Here is a 17,615-nt window from a genome sequence, read left to right on the forward strand (position 1 = left end):
CCGCAGGACAATATATGGGACTGTTGATGCCGGATTCGCTGCCACTGCTTGATGTGCAGCAACTGACTCACGAGCAAACTGCCTTGGCGGTCGAAAAGCTCAATTTATTCTATGGCGACAAACAAGTGCTGCACGATATTTCCTTTAATGTGCCCAAGCACCGTGTTACCGCGCTGATTGGCCCCTCTGGCTGTGGTAAATCAACTTTATTACGCTGCTTTAACCGAATGAATGATTTGCTGGATAATTGCCGTCTTGAGGGGCAGATCCGTCTTGGTAATGAAGTGATTACCGAGAAAAGCACCGATGTTGCTGCATTGCGTCGGCGGGTTGGCATGGTCTTCCAGCGGCCAAATCCCTTCCCAAAATCTATTTATGAGAATGTGGTCTATGGCCTGCGTTTACAGGGGATCCGTGACCGACGCGTTCTCGATGATGCCGTTGAGCGCTCATTACGGGCTGCTGCCTTGTGGCATGAAGTCAAAGACCGGTTGCGCGAAAACGCCTTCCGCCTTTCCAGTGGTCAGCAACAGCGCTTAGTGATAGCCAGAGCCATTGCGATTGAGCCGGAAGTGCTATTGTTGGATGAGCCGACATCGGCATTGGACCCTATCTCGACTTTGACTATTGAAGAGCTTATTACTGAATTAAAACAGCAATATACTGTGGTGTTGGTTACCCATAACATGCAGCAGGCAGCAAGGGTTTCAGATTATACTGCTTTTATCCATCAGGGGGCGCTGGTGGAATATAACGATACCGACGCGCTGTTTACTTCGCCACATCAGCGGCGTACGGAAGACTATATTACCGGGCGCTACGGTTGATTCTGAGGAATTGGCACTGAAGCGACTGGGATTGCTTCAGCGCCAATGAATGACCAGGCTATCGGCTAAGTACTCTTTATCGATGGTGTTTTATATTTGGCCAAATATTGTGGCTGGAAAATACACATGCGAATGGCAGTGCGATACTCGCCATTGATAAAGAACTCTTGTTTCAACTCACCTTCCAATTCAAAGCCTAATTTGCTGTAGATATGAATAGCTTTCTCATTTTCTTTATCCACAATCAAATACAGTTTATACAAGTTCAGTACGGAAAAACCGTATTCCATTGCTAATCTTGCAGCTGAACCGGCATAACCTTTACCTTGATGGGCTGGGTCGATAATAATCTGAAACTCAGCACGGCGGTGAATATGGTTAATTTCAACCAGCTCGACCAGACCCACTTTTGTGCCCTGGCTTTCAATAATAAAGCGTCGCTCGCTCTGATCATGAATATGCTTATCGTACAAATCAGACAGCTCGACAAAAGCCTCGTAAGGCTCTTCAAACCAATAGCGCATAACGCTGGCATTGTTATCTAACTGATGAACAAACGGCAGATCATCCCGTTCCAGTGGACGTAACCGGACGCTGCTAGTGGTAGACATGCTTACTCCTCGTATGACGGCAGCGGTTGCTGCCATAGAAATTATACTATTAGCACAAGGTGTAAGCACAGGGGAATTAAAAAAGGCGCTTACCCAAAAAATGGCAGCGCCTTTAATCAGTCAGCTATTAACTACGGGTTTTATTCTGCCGCATAACCTTGAGCGGGTAAGCGCTTACCATCCAACCAGGCAGCATTATCCTGCATAGACAGGCGGCCATCGGTAAACCAACCGACCACTAGCGGATAAATATTGTGCTCCTGAGTTTGGACTCTCTCGATCACATCTTCTTCAGTATCATCACTGAAAATCGGGACTTTGGCTTGCAGAATAACGGGGCCACCATCCAGTTCATCAGTGACAAAATGCACTGAAGTACCGTGTTCCTGATCACCGTTTTCCAGTGCCTGGCGATGGGTGTGCAGGCCCGGGTATTTTGGCAGTAATGAGGGATGAATATTCAACATTCGGCCAGCATAATGCTGAACAAACTCAGGGCTGAGAATACGCATATAACCCGCAAGCACCAGTAAATCAGGCTGATATTCATCAATGGCTTGCGCTAATGCCAAGTCGAAACTGGCACGATCAGCATAGGATTTGGCATCTATTGCATGGTGTGCAATGCCCGCCAATTCAGCACGTTCTAACCCATAAGCTTGCGGATTATTACTAAAAACAGCACTAATCTCGCCTGAAATACGCCCCTGCTGTTGGGCGTCTATCAGTGCTTGTAAATTACTGCCTTGGCCCGAGAGCAAAACCACTATCTTTTTCATAATACCCTTCGTACTTGAAGCTGCAGGATGAGTCAGCAATATTATGGGTTGATAATAACTTGCTCTGCACCATCAGTTGCGGCAGCGATCACCCCGATTTTCCATGCTTTTTCACCGGATGCTGTTAGTAGCTCAACGGCTTTATCGGCGAGTTCTGCCGGAAGCGCAACAACCATGCCAACCCCACAGTTAAATGTACGGTACATTTCGTGGCGGCTGACATTACCGGCTTGCTGCAACCAGCTAAATACCGCAGGCCACTGCCAGCTAGCTTCATCGATAACCGCCTGAGTCCCTTGTGGCAAAACGCGTGGGATATTTTCCCAGAAGCCGCCGCCGGTCAGGTGAGCAATAGCATGAATATCAAGTTGTTCAATCAGGCTAAGGATGGATTTTACATAGATTTTGGTTGGTTCCAGCAAGTGGTCAGCCAGAGATTTACCGTCTAATTGAGTCTGTTCTGGATTTGTGTTGCTGACTTCCAGAATTTTACGTACCAGCGAATAGCCATTCGAATGCGGGCCGCTGGCACCTAAGGCCACCAGAGCATCACCCGGAGCGACCTTGCTGCCGTCAATAATTTCAGATTTTTCGACCACACCAACACAGAAGCCAGCAACGTCATAATCTTCACCGTGGTACATCCCCGGCATTTCGGCGGTTTCGCCACCAACCAGTGCACAACCTGATTGTTTACACCCTTCAGCGATGCCGGTAATCACACTGGCGGCAGTATCTACATCCAGTTTGCCGGTGGCAAAATAGTCAAGGAAGAACAAAGGCTCGGCACCTTGAACAACCAGGTCGTTGACACACATAGCGACTAAATCGATACCGATAGTATCGTGGCGTTTCAGGTCCATCGCCAGGCGTAGCTTGGTGCCAACGCCATCAGTGCCTGAAACAAGAATAGGTTCACGGTATTTTTGTGGCAAAGCGCACAGGGCACCGAACCCGCCCAATCCACCCATCACTTCTGGGCGACGGGTTTGTTTAACCACACCTTTTATGCGATCAACAAGGTCATTGCCGGCATCAATATCTACACCTGCGTCTTTATAGCTGAGAGAGGTTTTGTTGGTCACTGCGAGGTCCCCACGGCGGTTGGCGGTTTAAGCATAGGAAGAAAACGCGACAATTCTAACAGCGCAGGCAAACGTTTGCGAGTAGCTTGTGATATCACGCCGATTTTTAGCTTTCTTGACTTAATAATGATTTTCTATTGATCTGAATCAGGCTATTCATTATGGCGTTCAAAAAAAAAGGCGGTATAATCTCGCGATTTTTTTGGCCGCCAGTCGCCTAACCAGGAGAAAAATAATGAAGATCGTTGAGGTGAAGCACCCGCTAGTAAAACATAAACTTGGTTTGATGCGTGAGAATGATATCAGTACAAAGCGTTTTCGCGAGTTAGCGTCTGAAGTGGGGAGTTTGCTGACTTACGTGGCAACCGCCGATCTGGAAACTGAGAAAGTCACCATCGAGGGTTGGAACGGGCCGGTTGAGATTGAACAGATTAAAGGTAAGAAAATTACGGTAGTGCCTATTCTGCGTGCTGGTTTGGGCATGATGGAAGGGGTTTTGGAAAATGTTCCTAGCGCTCGCATCAGTGTGGTCGGTGTCTATCGCGACGAAGAGACGCTAAAACCAGTACCTTACTTCCAGAAGCTGGTGTCAAATATCGATGAGCGCATGGCGCTGGTGGTTGACCCGATGCTGGCAACCGGTGGTTCGATGATTGCGACCATTGATTTGCTTAAGAATGCAGGCTGTAAGAGTATCAAAGTATTGGTGTTGGTCGCCGCACCAGAAGGGATTAAAGCATTGGAGGCTGCTCACCCAGATGTCGAGCTGTACACGGCTTCCATCGATCAAGGGCTGAACGAACACGGTTACATCATCCCTGGGTTAGGTGATGCTGGTGATAAGATTTTCGGAACAAAATAAAGATGATAGCCGACTCGATAGTCGGCTTTTTTTTGAATAAGTTTTAGCATAAACATTTTTAAACACACCATTGAGAGGATAGAGAAAATGAGCCGTCGCACCATTGGCGTCAGCGAGCGTCCACCGCTGCTCCAGACGATCCCCCTGAGTTTCCAACATTTATTCGCAATGTTTGGTGCCACAGTTTTAGTTCCTATTCTGTTTAAAATTAACCCGGCCACAGTGCTGTTGTTTAATGGTATCGGAACCTTGCTTTACTTATTCATTTGTAAAGGAAAGATCCCAGCTTACCTAGGGTCCAGCTTCGCCTTTATTTCGCCGGTATTACTGCTGTTGCCATTGGGGTACGAAGTCGCGCTGGGCGGTTTTATCATGTGCGGCGTGCTGTTTTGTCTGGTCGCATTGATTGTAAAAAAAGCCGGTACTGGCTGGCTAAATGTCCTCTTCCCACCGGCGGCGATGGGGGCGATTGTTGCCGTTATCGGCCTTGAACTGGCGGGTGTTGCTGCGGGTATGGCGGGGTTATTACCTGCGCAAGGAGTGACGGTCGATTCAACCACAATCATTATTTCAATGGTGACGTTAGGTGTGACCATTCTGGGATCAGTGCTGTTCCGCGGCTTTTTTGCCATTATCCCGATTCTAATTGGTGTGCTGGCCGGTTATGCCCTGTCATTCGTGATGGGTGTGGTTGATTTAACGCCAATCCGTGATGCTCACTGGTTTGCTTTACCGACGTTTTATACTCCGCGCTTTGAGTGGTTTGCCATTTTGACCATTTTACCTGCGGCGCTGGTGGTGATTGCCGAGCATATTGGCCACTTGGTGGTAACAGCAAATATTGTGAAAAAGGATTTGATTCGTGACCCTGGCCTGCATCGTTCGATGTTTGCTAATGGTATTTCAACAGTGATTTCCGGCTTCTTCGGCTCAACACCGAATACCACTTACGGTGAAAATATCGGTGTTATGGCGATCACCCGTGTTTACAGCACTTGGGTTATTGGTGGTGCCGCGATTCTGGCGATTATGCTCTCTTGTGTCGGTAAATTGGCCGCGGCAATTCAGGCCGTTCCGGTGCCGGTTATGGGCGGTGTTTCATTGCTGCTGTACGGTGTGATTGCAGCGTCAGGTATCCGCGTGTTGATCGAGTCAAAAGTGGACTACAACAAAGCGCAAAACCTGATTTTAACCTCTGTCATCCTGATTATCGGGGTGAGCGGCGCGAAAGTGAATATTGGTGCAACTGAACTGAAAGGCATGGCGTTGGCTACAGTAGTCGGCATCGGCCTGAGCTTGCTGTTCAAAGTGATCAGTTTGATCCACACTGAAGAAGAGATTATTGAAGCACCGGAAGACGAACCTGCACTTAAGTAAACGTGATCTCTGGCCGTGCCGCACTTGTCGGTTCGGCCAGTTTTTCGTCCTAGATCAGGTTTTTATGCTGTTGTAATTTTTTGTGGTAAGCTTGCCACGTTTTCCCGCCCGTTTTGTTGGTTGAGGTGCTTCTGAATACGCCGGCACAGCTTTCACTGCCACTCTATCTTCCCGATGATGAAACTTTTGCTAGTTTTTATCCGGGGGAGAACCCGTCCCTATTAGCGGCGATCCAGTCTACTGTTCATCAGTCTCATGGCAGTTATATCTACTTCTGGTCACGTGAAGGGGGTGGACGTAGCCATTTATTGCATGCCGCTTGCGCTGAGTTATCGCAAAAAGGTGAGGCCGTGGGTTATGTCCCGCTGGATAAACGCGCATATTTTGTGCCGGAAGTGTTGGATGGTATGGAACAGCTGGCACTGGTTTGTATTGATAATATTGAGTGTATTGCTGGCGATGAACAGTGGGAAATGGCGATATTTAACCTCTATAACCGCATTGTAGAAACCGGCCGCACCCGTTTATTGATAACCGGCGATCGCCCGCCGCGCCAATTAAACCTCGGTTTACCTGATTTAGCTTCTCGGCTTGATTGGGGGCAAATCTATAAATTGCAGCCTTTGTCAGATGATGAAAAATTGCAAGCTCTGCAATTACGCGCCAAATTACGCGGTTTTGAATTACCTGAAGATGTTGGCCGTTTTCTGTTAAAACGACTGGATCGGGAAATGCGCACTCTGTTTACGACACTCGATCAGCTTGATCGCGCCTCTATAACCGCACAACGCAAGCTCACGATTCCTTTCGTGAAAGAGATTCTGGGGTTGTAAACAATAACATTGAACGAATACATGTTATGGCATCCGTTCAATGTTTATCCCTAATCCAATCACTTCAGGGTAAGATTTCAAGCACTTGCTCTGGTGGTCGGCCAATTCTTGCTTTGCCTTGAGCAACCACAATTGGGCGTTCGATCAATTTGGGATTATCACTCATAGCTTGCAGTAATTGCTCTTGTGTCAGAGCCTTATCCGCCAGATTCAGCTCTTTATAGAGATCCTCTTTGGTGCGCATTAATTGTCGGGCGTCACTGAAACCCAACTGTTGCAGCAACTCTTTTAACGTCGCCACCGAGGGTGGGGTGTCTAAATACAATACTACCTGTGGTTTGATATCGTGCTGCTCAATTAACGCGAGGGTTTCCCGGCTTTTGGAGCAACGCGGATTATGATAAATCGTCACGTCTTTCATCATACTTTCCTTAGGACTTCTGATATTTACGGAAACGCTCATTCAATTGGCGTAATTGGTCAATGCGGGCATCATAGCGAGCTTGTTCCAAACTCCCCAGTTTCACTCGCGCACTGGCGTCACTGAGTAAGCCGATAGCTTGAGTCAATTTACCACTCAGTGCCAGGCTTTCTGCGCGCGCGGCCAGTTCTTGATCGCGCAGACCCAGTGCTGCTGCCGCTTGCGCCAGTAAATCCCAGCCGTTAGGGTCATTAGGGTTGCTGAATGTATAGCTGCGCAATATTTTGATAGCCGCAGCCGGTTGGCCGCCCTGAACATAGGCATTGGCCAGATTCAACTGCAATACCGGCTCATCATTTTGTTTAGCGGTTGCCGCTTGTAGGCGGCTAATGGCGCTGGCTGCTTTATTTTGGCCCAAATCGATATCAGTCATCAGGTCAAGGAACCAAATATTGCCCGGCTGTTGTGTTAATAGCGGTTGTAACTGATTGCGGGCTTCATCGTATTTTTTGGCTTGATACAGCAAAATAGCCTGGCCGTATTTGGCGGCCAGCTGTTCGCGCGACGTCCCTTTACTTAAGGTTTCAAGTAGGTCTGGTGTCAGGCTATTTTCCGTCGAACCATACATGCCCAAAATCCGGACTTTGGCGAACAAATAATCTTGCGACGAGGCAATCGGGTGCGGTTTCATCTGATTAGCACGGTTACGCGCATCAGCTAAACGGCTATCGGGTAATGGGTGAGTCAGCAGCATTTCGGGTGGTTTAGATGCATATCGCGACTGATCAGCCAGTTTTTGCAGGAAATTCGGCATGGCTTGCGGGTCAAATCCTGACCTCTGCAATACTTGAATACCAATTCGGTCAGCTTCTTGTTCATTGCCCTGAGTAAAGCTGATGATTCCTTGCTGAGCACCCGCCAATGTGCCGCTCAAGCCCGCCATACCAGCTTGTGGGCTGGCCATCGTCAGCAAAATAGACCCAAGCACCCCAACCCATGTCAGGGGAGCCATTCGTTGCTGTTCTTCCATTGCTCGCGCCAGGTGGCGTTGAGTGACATGAGAGATTTCATGGGCTAATACGGATGCCAGTTCGCTTTCGTTTTCTGTATAGCGAAACAGAGCCGAGTGGAGCACCACATTGCCGCCAAAGAAAGCAAAGGCGTTAATTTGGTCGTTATTCACCAAATAGAAATGAAATGGTGTGCGCACTGAATAAGCATTTGCGACTAAGCGGTTACCCAGCGAATTGATGTATTGTGTCAGTAATGGGTCATAAATCAGTGGGGCACTGGCGCGCATTTGGCGGACATAAAAATCCCCCATGGCTTTTTCCTGATCAATACTTAATGTTGCACCCGCGGAAGTGCCGATATCGGGCAACAGGTCTTGCGTCTGGGTCTCAGCGTTGACAGCTACGGGGCCGGTGAGTAACAAGCTACTGAGCAAGGCGGCTACCACCGTTTTACTTGCCCGACCTGCTTTGTTTAACTGACCTGTTTTATTTAACTGATATGTCATAAACGAGGTTGCCCCTACTGATGTAATGACAATTAGACTCCGAGATGTGTAAGAGTTCTTCTTCCTTGCTCTGCTCTCCAGTACAATCATCACGAAAGCGAGTTAGATCACAAAAATAGTATTAAATAGGTCAAAGGTTAAGCTCATCATCCATTACTGAAACTTGCAACTATCTTAGTCAGCCTATAGGTATAAAGAAATAGTTATATGAAGGAATGGCGACTAAGGCAACGGTGATAAGAAAACGGCTGACGTGTCAAACAGACTTTCGGTCATACCTGTGTATATCGGGGCTGTTAAAGGAATTCGTCAATTTGCGGGTTTCTCATGGTATTTAAGGAGCAATTTCGGATGCTAGAGCTGTTGTTACAATGGTATCGCCGCCGTTTTACCGATCCGCAGGTTATCGCTTTACTGGTTATTCTGTTGGCTGGGTTCTGTATTCTCTACTTCTTCAGCGGTATCTTGGCCCCGTTATTGGCGGCTATTGTTCTAGCGTATCTGTTAGAGTGGCCGACGGCCCGGTTACAGCGTATTGGGTGTTCGCGCCCGTGGGCGGCCAGTATTATGTTGGTGGTTTTCGGCGGTGTTGCGCTGCTGGCGGTATTTGTTGTCGCCCCGACAGTCTGGCAACAAGGCAATAATCTGATCTCGGATATGCCGAAAATGCTGAATAAATTCAATGCATTCGCTCAGACATTACCTTCGCGTTATCCCGCATTGGTGGACGCCGGTATTGTCGATATGATGGCCGAAAATCTGCGCGGTAAGCTCTCTGGGATGGGTGAGTCAGTGGTGAAATTCTCGCTGGCGTCATTAATTGGCTTACTGACATTAGCTATCTATTTGATTTTAGTGCCGCTGATGCTGTTTTTCCTGCTCAAAGATAAAGAGCAAATGCTGAATGCAGTGCGCCGTATTTTACCGCGCAACCGGGGTTTGGCCGGCCAAGTTTGGTTAGAAATGAACCAACAGATTACCAACTATATTCGCGGGAAAGTAGTGGAAATGGTGGTGGTCGGCATCGCCACTTATTTAGTGTTCTTTGTGATGGGGATGAATTACGCCCTGTTACTGGCGGTATTGGTCGGTTTTTCTGTTTTGATTCCTTATATTGGCGCGGTGATTGTTACTATCCCGGTGGTGCTGGTCGCCCTATTCCAATGGGGAATTGGCGCGGATTTCTGGACACTTTTTGTCGCCTACTTAGTGGTGCAGGGGTTGGATGGTAACTTGCTGGTGCCAGTGTTATTTTCTGAGGCGGTGAATTTGCATCCGCTGGTCATTATCCTGTCAGTGATCATTTTTGGCGGGATGTGGGGCTTTTGGGGCGTATTTTTTGCTATACCCTTGGCCACACTGGTGAAAGCCGTTATTCATGCATGGCCTGAGGAGTTTATCCCCGACGCAGATTAACTGCCCCCGCCGACCTTACTGCACAATAATGGCTTTGGGGATAATTCGATTTATTGGCAATAAAAAGAGCGCTTAAGCGCTCTTTTTTACAAATGATGGGCATAGCTCACAGGGCTATCACTCAAGCACTTTGGCGCAAATAATCCAAAACGATATCGTGGTGGTTGGTGGTTTTGAAATTATCAAACACATGCTCCACTTTCCCATCAGTCCCAATCAAGAAGCTGATGCGATGAATACCGTCATAGGTTTTACCCATAAAGCTTTTCTCGCCCCAGACACCAAATTGCTCAGCAACCTGATGATTTTCATCAGATAGCAATGTGAAATTCAGCAGTTCTTTTTCTGCAAAACGTGACAACTTTTCCGGTTTATCGGTGCTAATACCCAGCACTTCGACGCCCGCATTTTTTAATTCATCCATGTTGTCGCGCAGACCGCAGGCCTGAACAGTACAGCCAGGTGTCATGGCTTTAGGATAAAAATAGACTAAGACACGTTGTCCCTGGAAGTCGGCCAAACTAATTTGCTCGCCGTCTTGGTCGGGCAAACTAAACTTCGGCGCAATATCACCGGCTTTCAATGGGCTCATTACTAACTCTCCATTCGTGAGTCATGCTGTGGATAGTTCACAACGCTAATACTGCCTTGTGCGTTGAGTTCTGTACATAGCTGATAAAAAGCGTGTTCGATTATTGAACTGTCTTGGCTAGCGGGACTGTGCGCACTCATCTGGATATGTAACCGAGGAGGAATGTCACCTTCAGCCGGTTGAGTTTTGGAAACCAACTCCGCAATATTCATATTGTGGCAATGGAACAGATTGGTAAACCGTTCAATAATATGAGGGGAGTCATTCACTTCAACTTTAACCCATACCGTAGCAGGCATGGCTTTCTGATGTTGAGCATTGGTTCGTTTCATTACAATCAGCAAATCAAGCTCTGCGCCTTTTTGCGGCAAGGTTGATTCCAGAAGGGTGATGGCGTTCCAACTGCCTGAAAGCAGCATAATAAATGTGAACTCTTCACCAAACATGGCCAGCCGGCTATCTTCAATATTACAACCGCAGCTACTGACATGGCGGGTGATAGTATTTACGATCCCAGGGCGGTCAGCACCGAGTGCGGTAATGACCAGATAATGTTCATCAAGCTGCGGCAAAATCGCTCTTCCTGTGATGCTCTTTGGGGTTACCATGGTAAACATAAAAAAAACCTGCTGCCAAGCGCTTACAACACAGTTGTTTGCTTGCTTTTGGATAGAGGTCAAAAGTACCATGAGGAACTTGTTTAAGGAGGGGGTGGGCAATGTTTATGGGAAGTCCAGAATTTACAGAAAATCGAATGTTTACAGGAAGCATAGTTGCACTGATAACGCCGATGGACGACAAAGGTGCTGTCGATCGTGCCAGCCTTAAGAAACTTGTTGATTATCATGTAGCCAGTGGAACTGCGGCGATTGTCTCCGTAGGCACAACTGGTGAGTCTGCAACATTAAACCATGACGAACATGTTGATGTGGTCATGCAGACGCTCGAACTGGCCGACGGCCGGATTCCTGTCATTGCCGGAACCGGTGCTAATGCCACCTCCGAAGCAATTTCACTTACGCAGCGGTTTAATGATACCGGTGTGGTGGGTTGCCTGACGGTAACGCCATATTATAACCGTCCTATGCAGGAAGGGTTATATCAGCATTTTAAAGCGATCGCAGAAAGTACCGATTTACCACAAATTCTCTATAATGTGCCATCGCGTACCGGTTGCGATATGTTACCGCCAACCATTGCCCGCTTAGCCAAGATTAAAAATATTGTTGCTGTTAAAGAGGCAACAGGGAACTTAAGTCGTGTAAGTCAGATCCAAGTGCTGGTTGATGATGAAGATTTCATCCTGCTCAGTGGTGACGATGCGAGCGGTCTGGACTTTATGCAACTGGGCGGTAAAGGTGTTATTTCAGTGACAGCAAACATTGCTGCGCGTGAAATGGCTGAACTTTGTGCACTAGCGGCACAGGGTAACTTTGCAGAAGCTCGCCGTTTGAATCAGCGCTTGATGCCATTGCATCAGCATTTATTTGTAGAAGCAAACCCAATTCCGGTGAAATGGGCCGCAAAGAAACTGGGGTTAATGGCGAATGATACTTTGCGTCTGCCAATGACTCCACTGACTGACCCGGCTAAACGGGTTGTGGAAGACGCGCTGAAAAGCGCAGGTTTGCTGTAACTCTTAGGGAAATTTGATGGCAATATCATTGCAAAAGTCGACGGTGGTAACGGTTGTGGGAGTTTCGCTGGCAATGCTGCTGGCAGGCTGCACTACTGACCAACGCTACAAACGCCAGGTTGGCGGTGACGAGTCTTATCTTGAAGCTCCGGGGCTGAAGCCGCTGAACTCACCTGCCGGGATGATCCTGCCTATTCAAAATGGTGAGTATGATGTCCGTTCCGTCAACTCTCAAGGCGCTGTGGGCAAGCAGTTGGACATCCGTCCTCCGGTACAATCATTGGCATTGTTAAGCGGCTCCCGCGCTGAAAATGCTAACGATACCAGCAAGCTATTGTTAGAAAATAGCCCGCAAAATCGTAATCTGTGGGCGCAGGTCACCCGTGTTCTACAGGACAAAAACTGGACGATAGCCAGCCGTCAGGATGCCAACCAAACGTTGACAACTGATTGGGTTAAATGGAATCGTGCAGATGAAGACGTCCAGTTTGAAGGCCGTTATCAGATAAGTGTGCAAGAGCAAGGTTATCAGCTGGCCTTGGTGGTGAAATCCCTTGAGTTACAACAAGGTGGAAAACCTATCACCAGCTATACCGAAGTCCAGCGCTATAACGGTGCGATGCTGAATGCCATTATCGAAGGCTTGGATAAGGTTCGTTCTGATAGCGAAAGCAGCCAGGCAGCACGCAAAGTCGGCACTCTTGATGTCCAAAGTGGCAGCGATGATACCGGCTTACCGCAACTGATTGTTCGCGCGCCTTATGCTGTGTTGTGGGAACGCCTACCTGCTGCACTCGAGAAGATTGGCATGAAAGTCACTGACCGCAGCCGCCCACAAGGCTCGATTAACGTTACTGTTAAATCAATGAGCAGCAGTAGTTGGGATGCGTTGGGTGCCAAAGACCCTGAATTGCCAGAGGGTGATTATAAGTTGCAAGTCGGTGACCTTGATAACCGCAGTAGCTTACAATTCATCGGCCCTAAAGGGCATACCCTGACTCAGGCGCAGAATGATGCGCTGGTTGCGGTGTTCCAGGCAGCGCTTAGCCAGACTAGTGCTACAAGTACCAAATAAAACCAAAGGGGCTTCGGCCCCTTTAAACCCGTCATACTTCAAGCTGCATGAGCGTTGACTACATTCAGTCACCCGAATCACTGACTACAGTAGGCGCATCGGGGCTCTCTCTTGCCGCCTTCCTGCAACTCGAATTATTTAGGGCTTATTCATTTTATGGCGAGTTACATTTTCACATTACTGGAGTAATAAGATGCAAAAGCTAGCTGAGTTGTATCGTGGCAAGGCGAAAACCGTCTATACCACCGAAAATCCTGACCTGTTGGTATTGGAGTTCCGTAACGATACGTCAGCACTGGATGGTCAGCGCATTGAACAGTTCGATCGTAAAGGCATGGTAAACAACAAATTTAACCATTTTATTATGGCTAAATTGGAAGAGGCTGGCATTCCTACCCAGATGGAACGCTTGCTGTCAGACACCGAAGTGCTGGTGAAAAAACTGGAAATGATCCCAGTTGAGTGTGTTATCCGTAACCGTGCTGCGGGTTCGTTGGTAAAACGTCTGGGTATCGAAGAAGGTTTAGAGCTGAGTCCTCCGCTGTTTGATCTGTTCTTGAAAAATGATGCAATGCATGACCCGATGGTTAATGAGTCCTACTGCAAAACATTTGGTTGGGCAACACAAGCACAATTAGCACGGATGAAAGAACTGAGCTATTTGGCCAATGACGTGTTGAGTAAACTGTTTGATGATGCGGGTTTAATCCTGGTGGACTTCAAGTTGGAATTCGGCCTGTTTAACGGTGAAGTGGTATTGGGCGATGAGTTCTCTCCCGATGGCAGCCGTTTGTGGGATAAGAAAACCCTGAATAAAATGGACAAAGACCGCTATCGTCAAAGTCTGGGTGGTTTGATTGAAGCTTACGAGGAAGTTGCACACCGTATTGGCGTTAAATTAGACTAACCGCGCAATCGATTACGTTTTCTTTGGCGTAACCGTTCTAAGGGGAGATAAGCTTTATCTTCCCTTAATACCTTTCTTAATTTCCCCCACTGTTGCATTAATCATTTGTACTTTTAATGGTATTAGCTTTACAGATTTCCTACGATAATACGTAAGGAATATATCTGGGAGCAAAGCTATGCGTTGGCAAGGTCGTCGAGAAAGTGACAATGTAGAAGACAGACGGGGTAGTTCATCGGGCGGCGGTGGCGGATTTCGGCCGCCTATTGGTGGCAAAGGTGGCCTTGTCATCTTGATTGTGGTGCTGGTGGCGGGTTACTACGGGGTTGATTTGACGCCGTTGTTAAATGGCAGTGATCCTGTGTCTCAAACTCAATCACCGCCGCGTTCACAAAGCCCTGTTAGCGCCCAAGATGACCAATACGCTAAATTTACCTCTGTGGTGCTGGCTGACACAGAAGATACCTGGAAACCTATTTTCGAGAAAATGGGGCGCACTTACAAAGAACCGAAACTGGTGATGTACCGGGGTGCAACGCGAACCGGTTGTGGCACGGGGCAGTCGGTAATGGGGCCGTTTTATTGCCCGGCAGACAGCACGGTTTATATTGATTTATCTTTCTATGAAGATATGAAGAATAAACTGGGTGCGGGCGGTGACTTTGCTCAAGCCTATGTAATTGCTCATGAAGTTGGGCATCATGTGCAACATTTGATGGGTATTGACACTAAAGTGCGTCAGCAGCAGCAAGGGGCCTCAGAGGCGCAAGCCAATCGCTTGTCGGTCAAAATGGAATTGCAGGCGGACTGTTTTGCCGGTGTATGGGGTAAAGCTATGGAGGAGCAACAAGTGCTGGATGTTGGTGATTTACAAGAAGCCCTGAATGCTGCGCAGGCCATTGGTGATGACAGGTTACAGCAACAACATCAGGGGCGCGTGGTACCGGATAGCTTCACTCATGGCACCTCAGCGCAGCGTTATACCTGGTTTAAACGAGGTTTTGACAGTGGTGATCCCAATAGCTGCAACACATTTGCCAGCCGCTAATAGCGCTAGAACCTCAAGCAAGCAGAGACTATCATAAGGCGACTTTTTGCCGGCGCATTGGCCGCCGGCATTTTATTACATAGTAGGGATTACTATTATGATAAGGCAGAATAACTATGGCCGCTCTTGATCCAACTTTATTAATCTTATTAGTGCTGGCTGGACTCGGCATCATTAGCCACAATATGACTGTCACACTCGCCATTCTGACATTAATCGCCGTTCGCATTACCCCCCTGAATCAGTTTTTCCCCTGGATAGAAAAATACGGCCTAACTATCGGTATATTGATTCTGACCATTGGTGTAATGACGCCGATTGCCAGCGGGAGAATCAGTGCCAGTGAAGTATTACACTCCTTCGTTCAGTGGAAATCGATTCTAGCCATTGTGGTTGGCGTCGCCGTGTCCTGGTTAGGCGGTCGCGGAGTCTCACTGATGACACATCAACCTTCAGTGGTGGCCGGGTTGTTAGTGGGAACCGTGTTGGGTGTTGCATTGTTCCGGGGCGTGCCGGTTGGGCCACTCATTGCCGCAGGTTTGCTCTCATTGGTTATTGGTAAATCTTAAAGTGATTCAAGGAATTATCGCCGGTCAGATGCTGATGGCACAGCAGGGAAATCGACGTTTATTGGTGCTCAGCGGCAGCGCAGATTGGTCACGGCAGCAGGCGTTAAATCTGACTGAGCAATTGTCCGGAGATTGGCTGTGGATAGGGGAGTCTTTGCCGCCAAACATCAAGGGTATTGGACCGGCGGCGGCTAAAACTTTATTGGGGCAAGAGGGGCTGCACGGTGTATTTGATGCCACTGTAGGCCTGAATACGGAAGCGCTGGCTGTGTTGGCCGGGACATTGCAAGCAGGAAGTTGGCTGGTGATGTTAGTGCCGGAGTGGGGCAGTTGGCCACTTTTACCTGATACTGACAGCTTGCGCTGGAGTGAGCAGGATTCACCTATTGCCACGTCGAATTTTATTGACCATCTACAGCGCCAGCTTCTGGCTGATCCCGATGTCATTGTGTGGCGGCAGGGTCAGTTAGCGCCAACGCCAGTGTTTGATTCCCGCCCAAAATGGCAACAACCAGATGGCACTCCCACCGCAGAGCAGCAGAGTATTCTTCAGCGCTTGATACGAGCAAAACAGGGAGTTTGGGTGCTGACGGCGGCTCGAGGAAGAGGCAAATCAACACTTGCCGGTATGTTGGTGGCGCGGTGTCCGGGCAATTGTTGGGTTACCGGGCCGGGTAAGGCGGCGACTCAAGTATTAAGCCAACGGGCAGGGGAACGGGTATGTTTTTGGGCCCCAGACGCACTGTTAGATTACTGTCAGCACCATGATGTTAGTGATGTCGACTGGCTATTGATTGATGAAGCTGCGGCTATCCCCACGGCGCTATTGTCAGCACTTTTGGCCTACTTTCCTCGGGTATTACTCACCACTACTGTGCAGGGTTATGAAGGCACTGGACGCGGATTTTTATTGAAGTTTTGCGCCACTCTGAATGATTGGCATCATTTGACGCTCACGACCCCCATTCGCTGGGCCAGTAATGATCCGCTGGAGCGGATTATCGATAACATCATGTTGTTCAATGATGAATGGGGGAATGACAAATTACCATTGACCGCATCTGCCGCTGTGCTTGTCGATATCACAACCTGTGAACAGCCTGATTGGTTGGATAATCCCGAATTATTGCGGCGCTTTTACGGTTTGCTTTCCAGTGCCCATTACCGAACCACACCATTGGATTTACGGCGTTTGATGGATGCTCCCGGTATGCATTTTTCTGCGGCAAAGGTTGCAGATTCAGTCGTAGGGGCTTTGTGGCTGGTGGACGAGGGCGGTCTGGAGAGCGCATTAGCCCATGCTGTATGGGCGGGTAAACGTCGGCCAAAGGGCAGTCTGGTGGCGCAATCACTGGCTGCCCACAGTGGGCAATGGCAAGCACCAATCTTATTATCCAGGCGAATTAGTCGGGTCGCGGTTGCCCCCTCCTGGCGACAGCAGGGGATTGCGCGGCAGATGATTGCCGCTGAGCAGGCGCGTGCACAGCGCGAAGGGCTGGATTTTCTTTCAGTCAGTTTTGGTTATACCGCAGAATTAGAGTGTTTTTGGCGTGCTTGTGGTTTTCAACTGGTGCGTGTTGGTAGCCACAAAGAAGCCAGCAGCGGTTGTTATGCGGCAATGGCCATATTGCCCCTGAGCTCGGCAGGGAAAATGCTCTGTGAGGCGGCACGGCAGCAATTAGAGCGCGATTGGTATTGGTTACAGCAATGGATTGATATTCCAGTGCCATTTTCGTTATCGTTGCCAGAACAACCCGATATCGCCTTAAATGACGACGATGGGCGCGAATTGGCCGGTTTTGCTTTTGCTTTGCGTCCATTAGAAGCCAGTTTACCCGCCTTACAGCGGCTGTTATTGCAGACAGAATTACCTCTTCCCGCCTTGCGCCAATATTTGCAGCAGAGCATTTCACAAGCAGAGATTGTTAAGAATCTGGGGCTTTCAGGGCGCAAAGCATTGGTGGCGAAATGGCGGCAAGAAGCTGCCGAAGGGATGGCGGGGTTATGATGGTATAATTATCACTGCACCCAATTACAGTGGTGTCTTGCTATCATCTT

The 17,615-nt window shown here is 48.5% G+C and carries 18 protein-coding genes; 11 read left to right on the plus strand and 7 right to left on the minus strand.

Annotated elements, in window-relative coordinates; genetic code table 11:
* Positions 1-14 precede the first annotated feature (14 nt).
* A complete protein-coding gene (pstB, locus tag F0T03_RS05980) occupies positions 15-827 on the plus strand; it encodes a phosphate ABC transporter ATP-binding protein PstB (protein ID WP_145553855.1) in 813 nt (270 codons plus the stop codon).
* Between the two features lie 65 nt (positions 828-892).
* On the opposite strand, the gene speG is transcribed toward pstB, so the two are convergent.
* The 3 genes from speG to purM form a co-directional block, all read right to left on the minus strand.
* The gene (gene speG / locus F0T03_RS05985; protein WP_145553858.1) at positions 893-1,438 is read right to left on the minus strand and encodes a spermidine N1-acetyltransferase; all 546 of its coding nucleotides are present in this window, start codon (positions 1,436-1,438) and stop codon (positions 893-895) included.
* A 140-nt stretch (positions 1,439-1,578) separates the two neighbouring features.
* Positions 1,579-2,217, minus strand: coding sequence for a phosphoribosylglycinamide formyltransferase (gene purN, locus F0T03_RS05990; RefSeq protein WP_159677450.1), 639 nt, complete (start codon positions 2,215-2,217; stop codon positions 1,579-1,581).
* Between the two features lie 41 nt (positions 2,218-2,258).
* Entirely contained in the window at positions 2,259-3,302 is a 1,044-nt protein-coding gene (purM, locus tag F0T03_RS05995; protein ID WP_145553863.1) for a phosphoribosylformylglycinamidine cyclo-ligase, read from the minus strand.
* Positions 3,303-3,537: 235 nt separating this feature from the next.
* Here purM and upp point away from each other — a divergent pair, with 235 nt between their 5' ends.
* The 3 genes from upp (at position 3,538) to hda (ending at position 6,374) form a co-directional block, all read left to right on the plus strand.
* The gene (upp, locus tag F0T03_RS06000) at positions 3,538-4,164 is read left to right on the plus strand and encodes a uracil phosphoribosyltransferase (protein ID WP_038635186.1); all 627 of its coding nucleotides are present in this window, start codon (positions 3,538-3,540) and stop codon (positions 4,162-4,164) included.
* Positions 4,165-4,251: 87 nt separating this feature from the next.
* Positions 4,252-5,541 carry a uracil permease gene (gene uraA, locus F0T03_RS06005; protein WP_159677451.1) on the plus strand — a complete coding sequence of 430 codons (1,290 nt, stop codon included), beginning with the start codon at positions 4,252-4,254 and terminating at the stop codon, positions 5,539-5,541.
* Between the two features lie 125 nt (positions 5,542-5,666).
* A complete protein-coding gene (gene hda, locus F0T03_RS06010) occupies positions 5,667-6,374 on the plus strand; it encodes a DnaA inactivator Hda (protein WP_162526890.1) in 708 nt (235 codons plus the stop codon).
* Between the two features lie 64 nt (positions 6,375-6,438).
* On the opposite strand, the gene arsC is transcribed toward hda, so the two are convergent.
* Both arsC and bepA read right to left on the minus strand, forming a co-directional pair.
* Positions 6,439-6,795, minus strand: coding sequence for an arsenate reductase (glutaredoxin) (arsC, locus tag F0T03_RS06015; RefSeq protein ID WP_159680713.1), 357 nt, complete (start codon positions 6,793-6,795; stop codon positions 6,439-6,441).
* A 10-nt stretch (positions 6,796-6,805) separates the two neighbouring features.
* The gene (bepA, locus tag F0T03_RS06020; RefSeq protein ID WP_162526891.1) at positions 6,806-8,314 is read right to left on the minus strand and encodes a beta-barrel assembly-enhancing protease; all 1,509 of its coding nucleotides are present in this window, start codon (positions 8,312-8,314) and stop codon (positions 6,806-6,808) included.
* 351 nt (positions 8,315-8,665) lie between these two features.
* On the opposite strand from bepA, the gene F0T03_RS06025 reads away from it, so the two are divergent.
* Positions 8,666-9,730 (plus strand): AI-2E family transporter, encoded by a 1,065-nt coding sequence (locus tag F0T03_RS06025; RefSeq protein ID WP_145553869.1) that lies wholly within the window; start codon positions 8,666-8,668, stop codon positions 9,728-9,730.
* 121 nt (positions 9,731-9,851) lie between these two features.
* Here the strand turns inward: F0T03_RS06025 and bcp are convergent, their stop codons facing one another.
* Complete coding sequence (bcp, locus tag F0T03_RS06030) at positions 9,852-10,322, minus strand: thioredoxin-dependent thiol peroxidase (protein WP_159677452.1); 471 nt, start codon at positions 10,320-10,322, stop codon at positions 9,852-9,854.
* Positions 10,323-10,324: 2 nt separating this feature from the next.
* Positions 10,325-10,894: a glycine cleavage system transcriptional repressor gene (locus F0T03_RS06035; protein WP_145553928.1), complete on the minus strand. Its 570-nt coding sequence runs from the start codon at positions 10,892-10,894 to the stop codon at positions 10,325-10,327.
* Positions 10,895-11,076: 182 nt separating this feature from the next.
* Here F0T03_RS06035 and dapA point away from each other — a divergent pair, with 182 nt between their 5' ends.
* The 6 genes from dapA (at position 11,077) to F0T03_RS06065 (ending at position 17,565) form a co-directional block, all read left to right on the plus strand.
* The gene (dapA, locus tag F0T03_RS06040; RefSeq protein ID WP_145553873.1) at positions 11,077-11,958 is read left to right on the plus strand and encodes a 4-hydroxy-tetrahydrodipicolinate synthase; all 882 of its coding nucleotides are present in this window, start codon (positions 11,077-11,079) and stop codon (positions 11,956-11,958) included.
* A gap of 16 nt (positions 11,959-11,974) precedes the next feature.
* Positions 11,975-13,033, plus strand: a complete 1,059-nt coding sequence (gene bamC, locus F0T03_RS06045) for an outer membrane protein assembly factor BamC (RefSeq protein WP_145553880.1) — start codon at positions 11,975-11,977, stop codon at positions 13,031-13,033.
* 193 nt (positions 13,034-13,226) lie between these two features.
* A complete protein-coding gene (gene purC, locus F0T03_RS06050) occupies positions 13,227-13,940 on the plus strand; it encodes a phosphoribosylaminoimidazolesuccinocarboxamide synthase (RefSeq protein ID WP_145553882.1) in 714 nt (237 codons plus the stop codon).
* A gap of 178 nt (positions 13,941-14,118) precedes the next feature.
* Positions 14,119-14,988: a KPN_02809 family neutral zinc metallopeptidase gene (ypfJ, locus tag F0T03_RS06055; protein ID WP_159677453.1), complete on the plus strand. Its 870-nt coding sequence runs from the start codon at positions 14,119-14,121 to the stop codon at positions 14,986-14,988.
* Positions 14,989-15,104: 116 nt separating this feature from the next.
* Positions 15,105-15,557, plus strand: coding sequence for a DUF441 domain-containing protein (locus F0T03_RS06060; RefSeq protein ID WP_145553886.1), 453 nt, complete (start codon positions 15,105-15,107; stop codon positions 15,555-15,557).
* Between the two features lies 1 nt (position 15,558).
* Complete coding sequence (locus F0T03_RS06065; RefSeq protein WP_162526892.1) at positions 15,559-17,565, plus strand: tRNA(Met) cytidine acetyltransferase TmcA; 2,007 nt, start codon at positions 15,559-15,561, stop codon at positions 17,563-17,565.
* Positions 17,566-17,615 lie beyond the last annotated feature (50 nt).

The organism is Yersinia canariae (assembly GCF_009831415.1).
Taxonomy (GTDB): Bacteria; Pseudomonadota; Gammaproteobacteria; order Enterobacterales; family Enterobacteriaceae; genus Yersinia; species Yersinia canariae.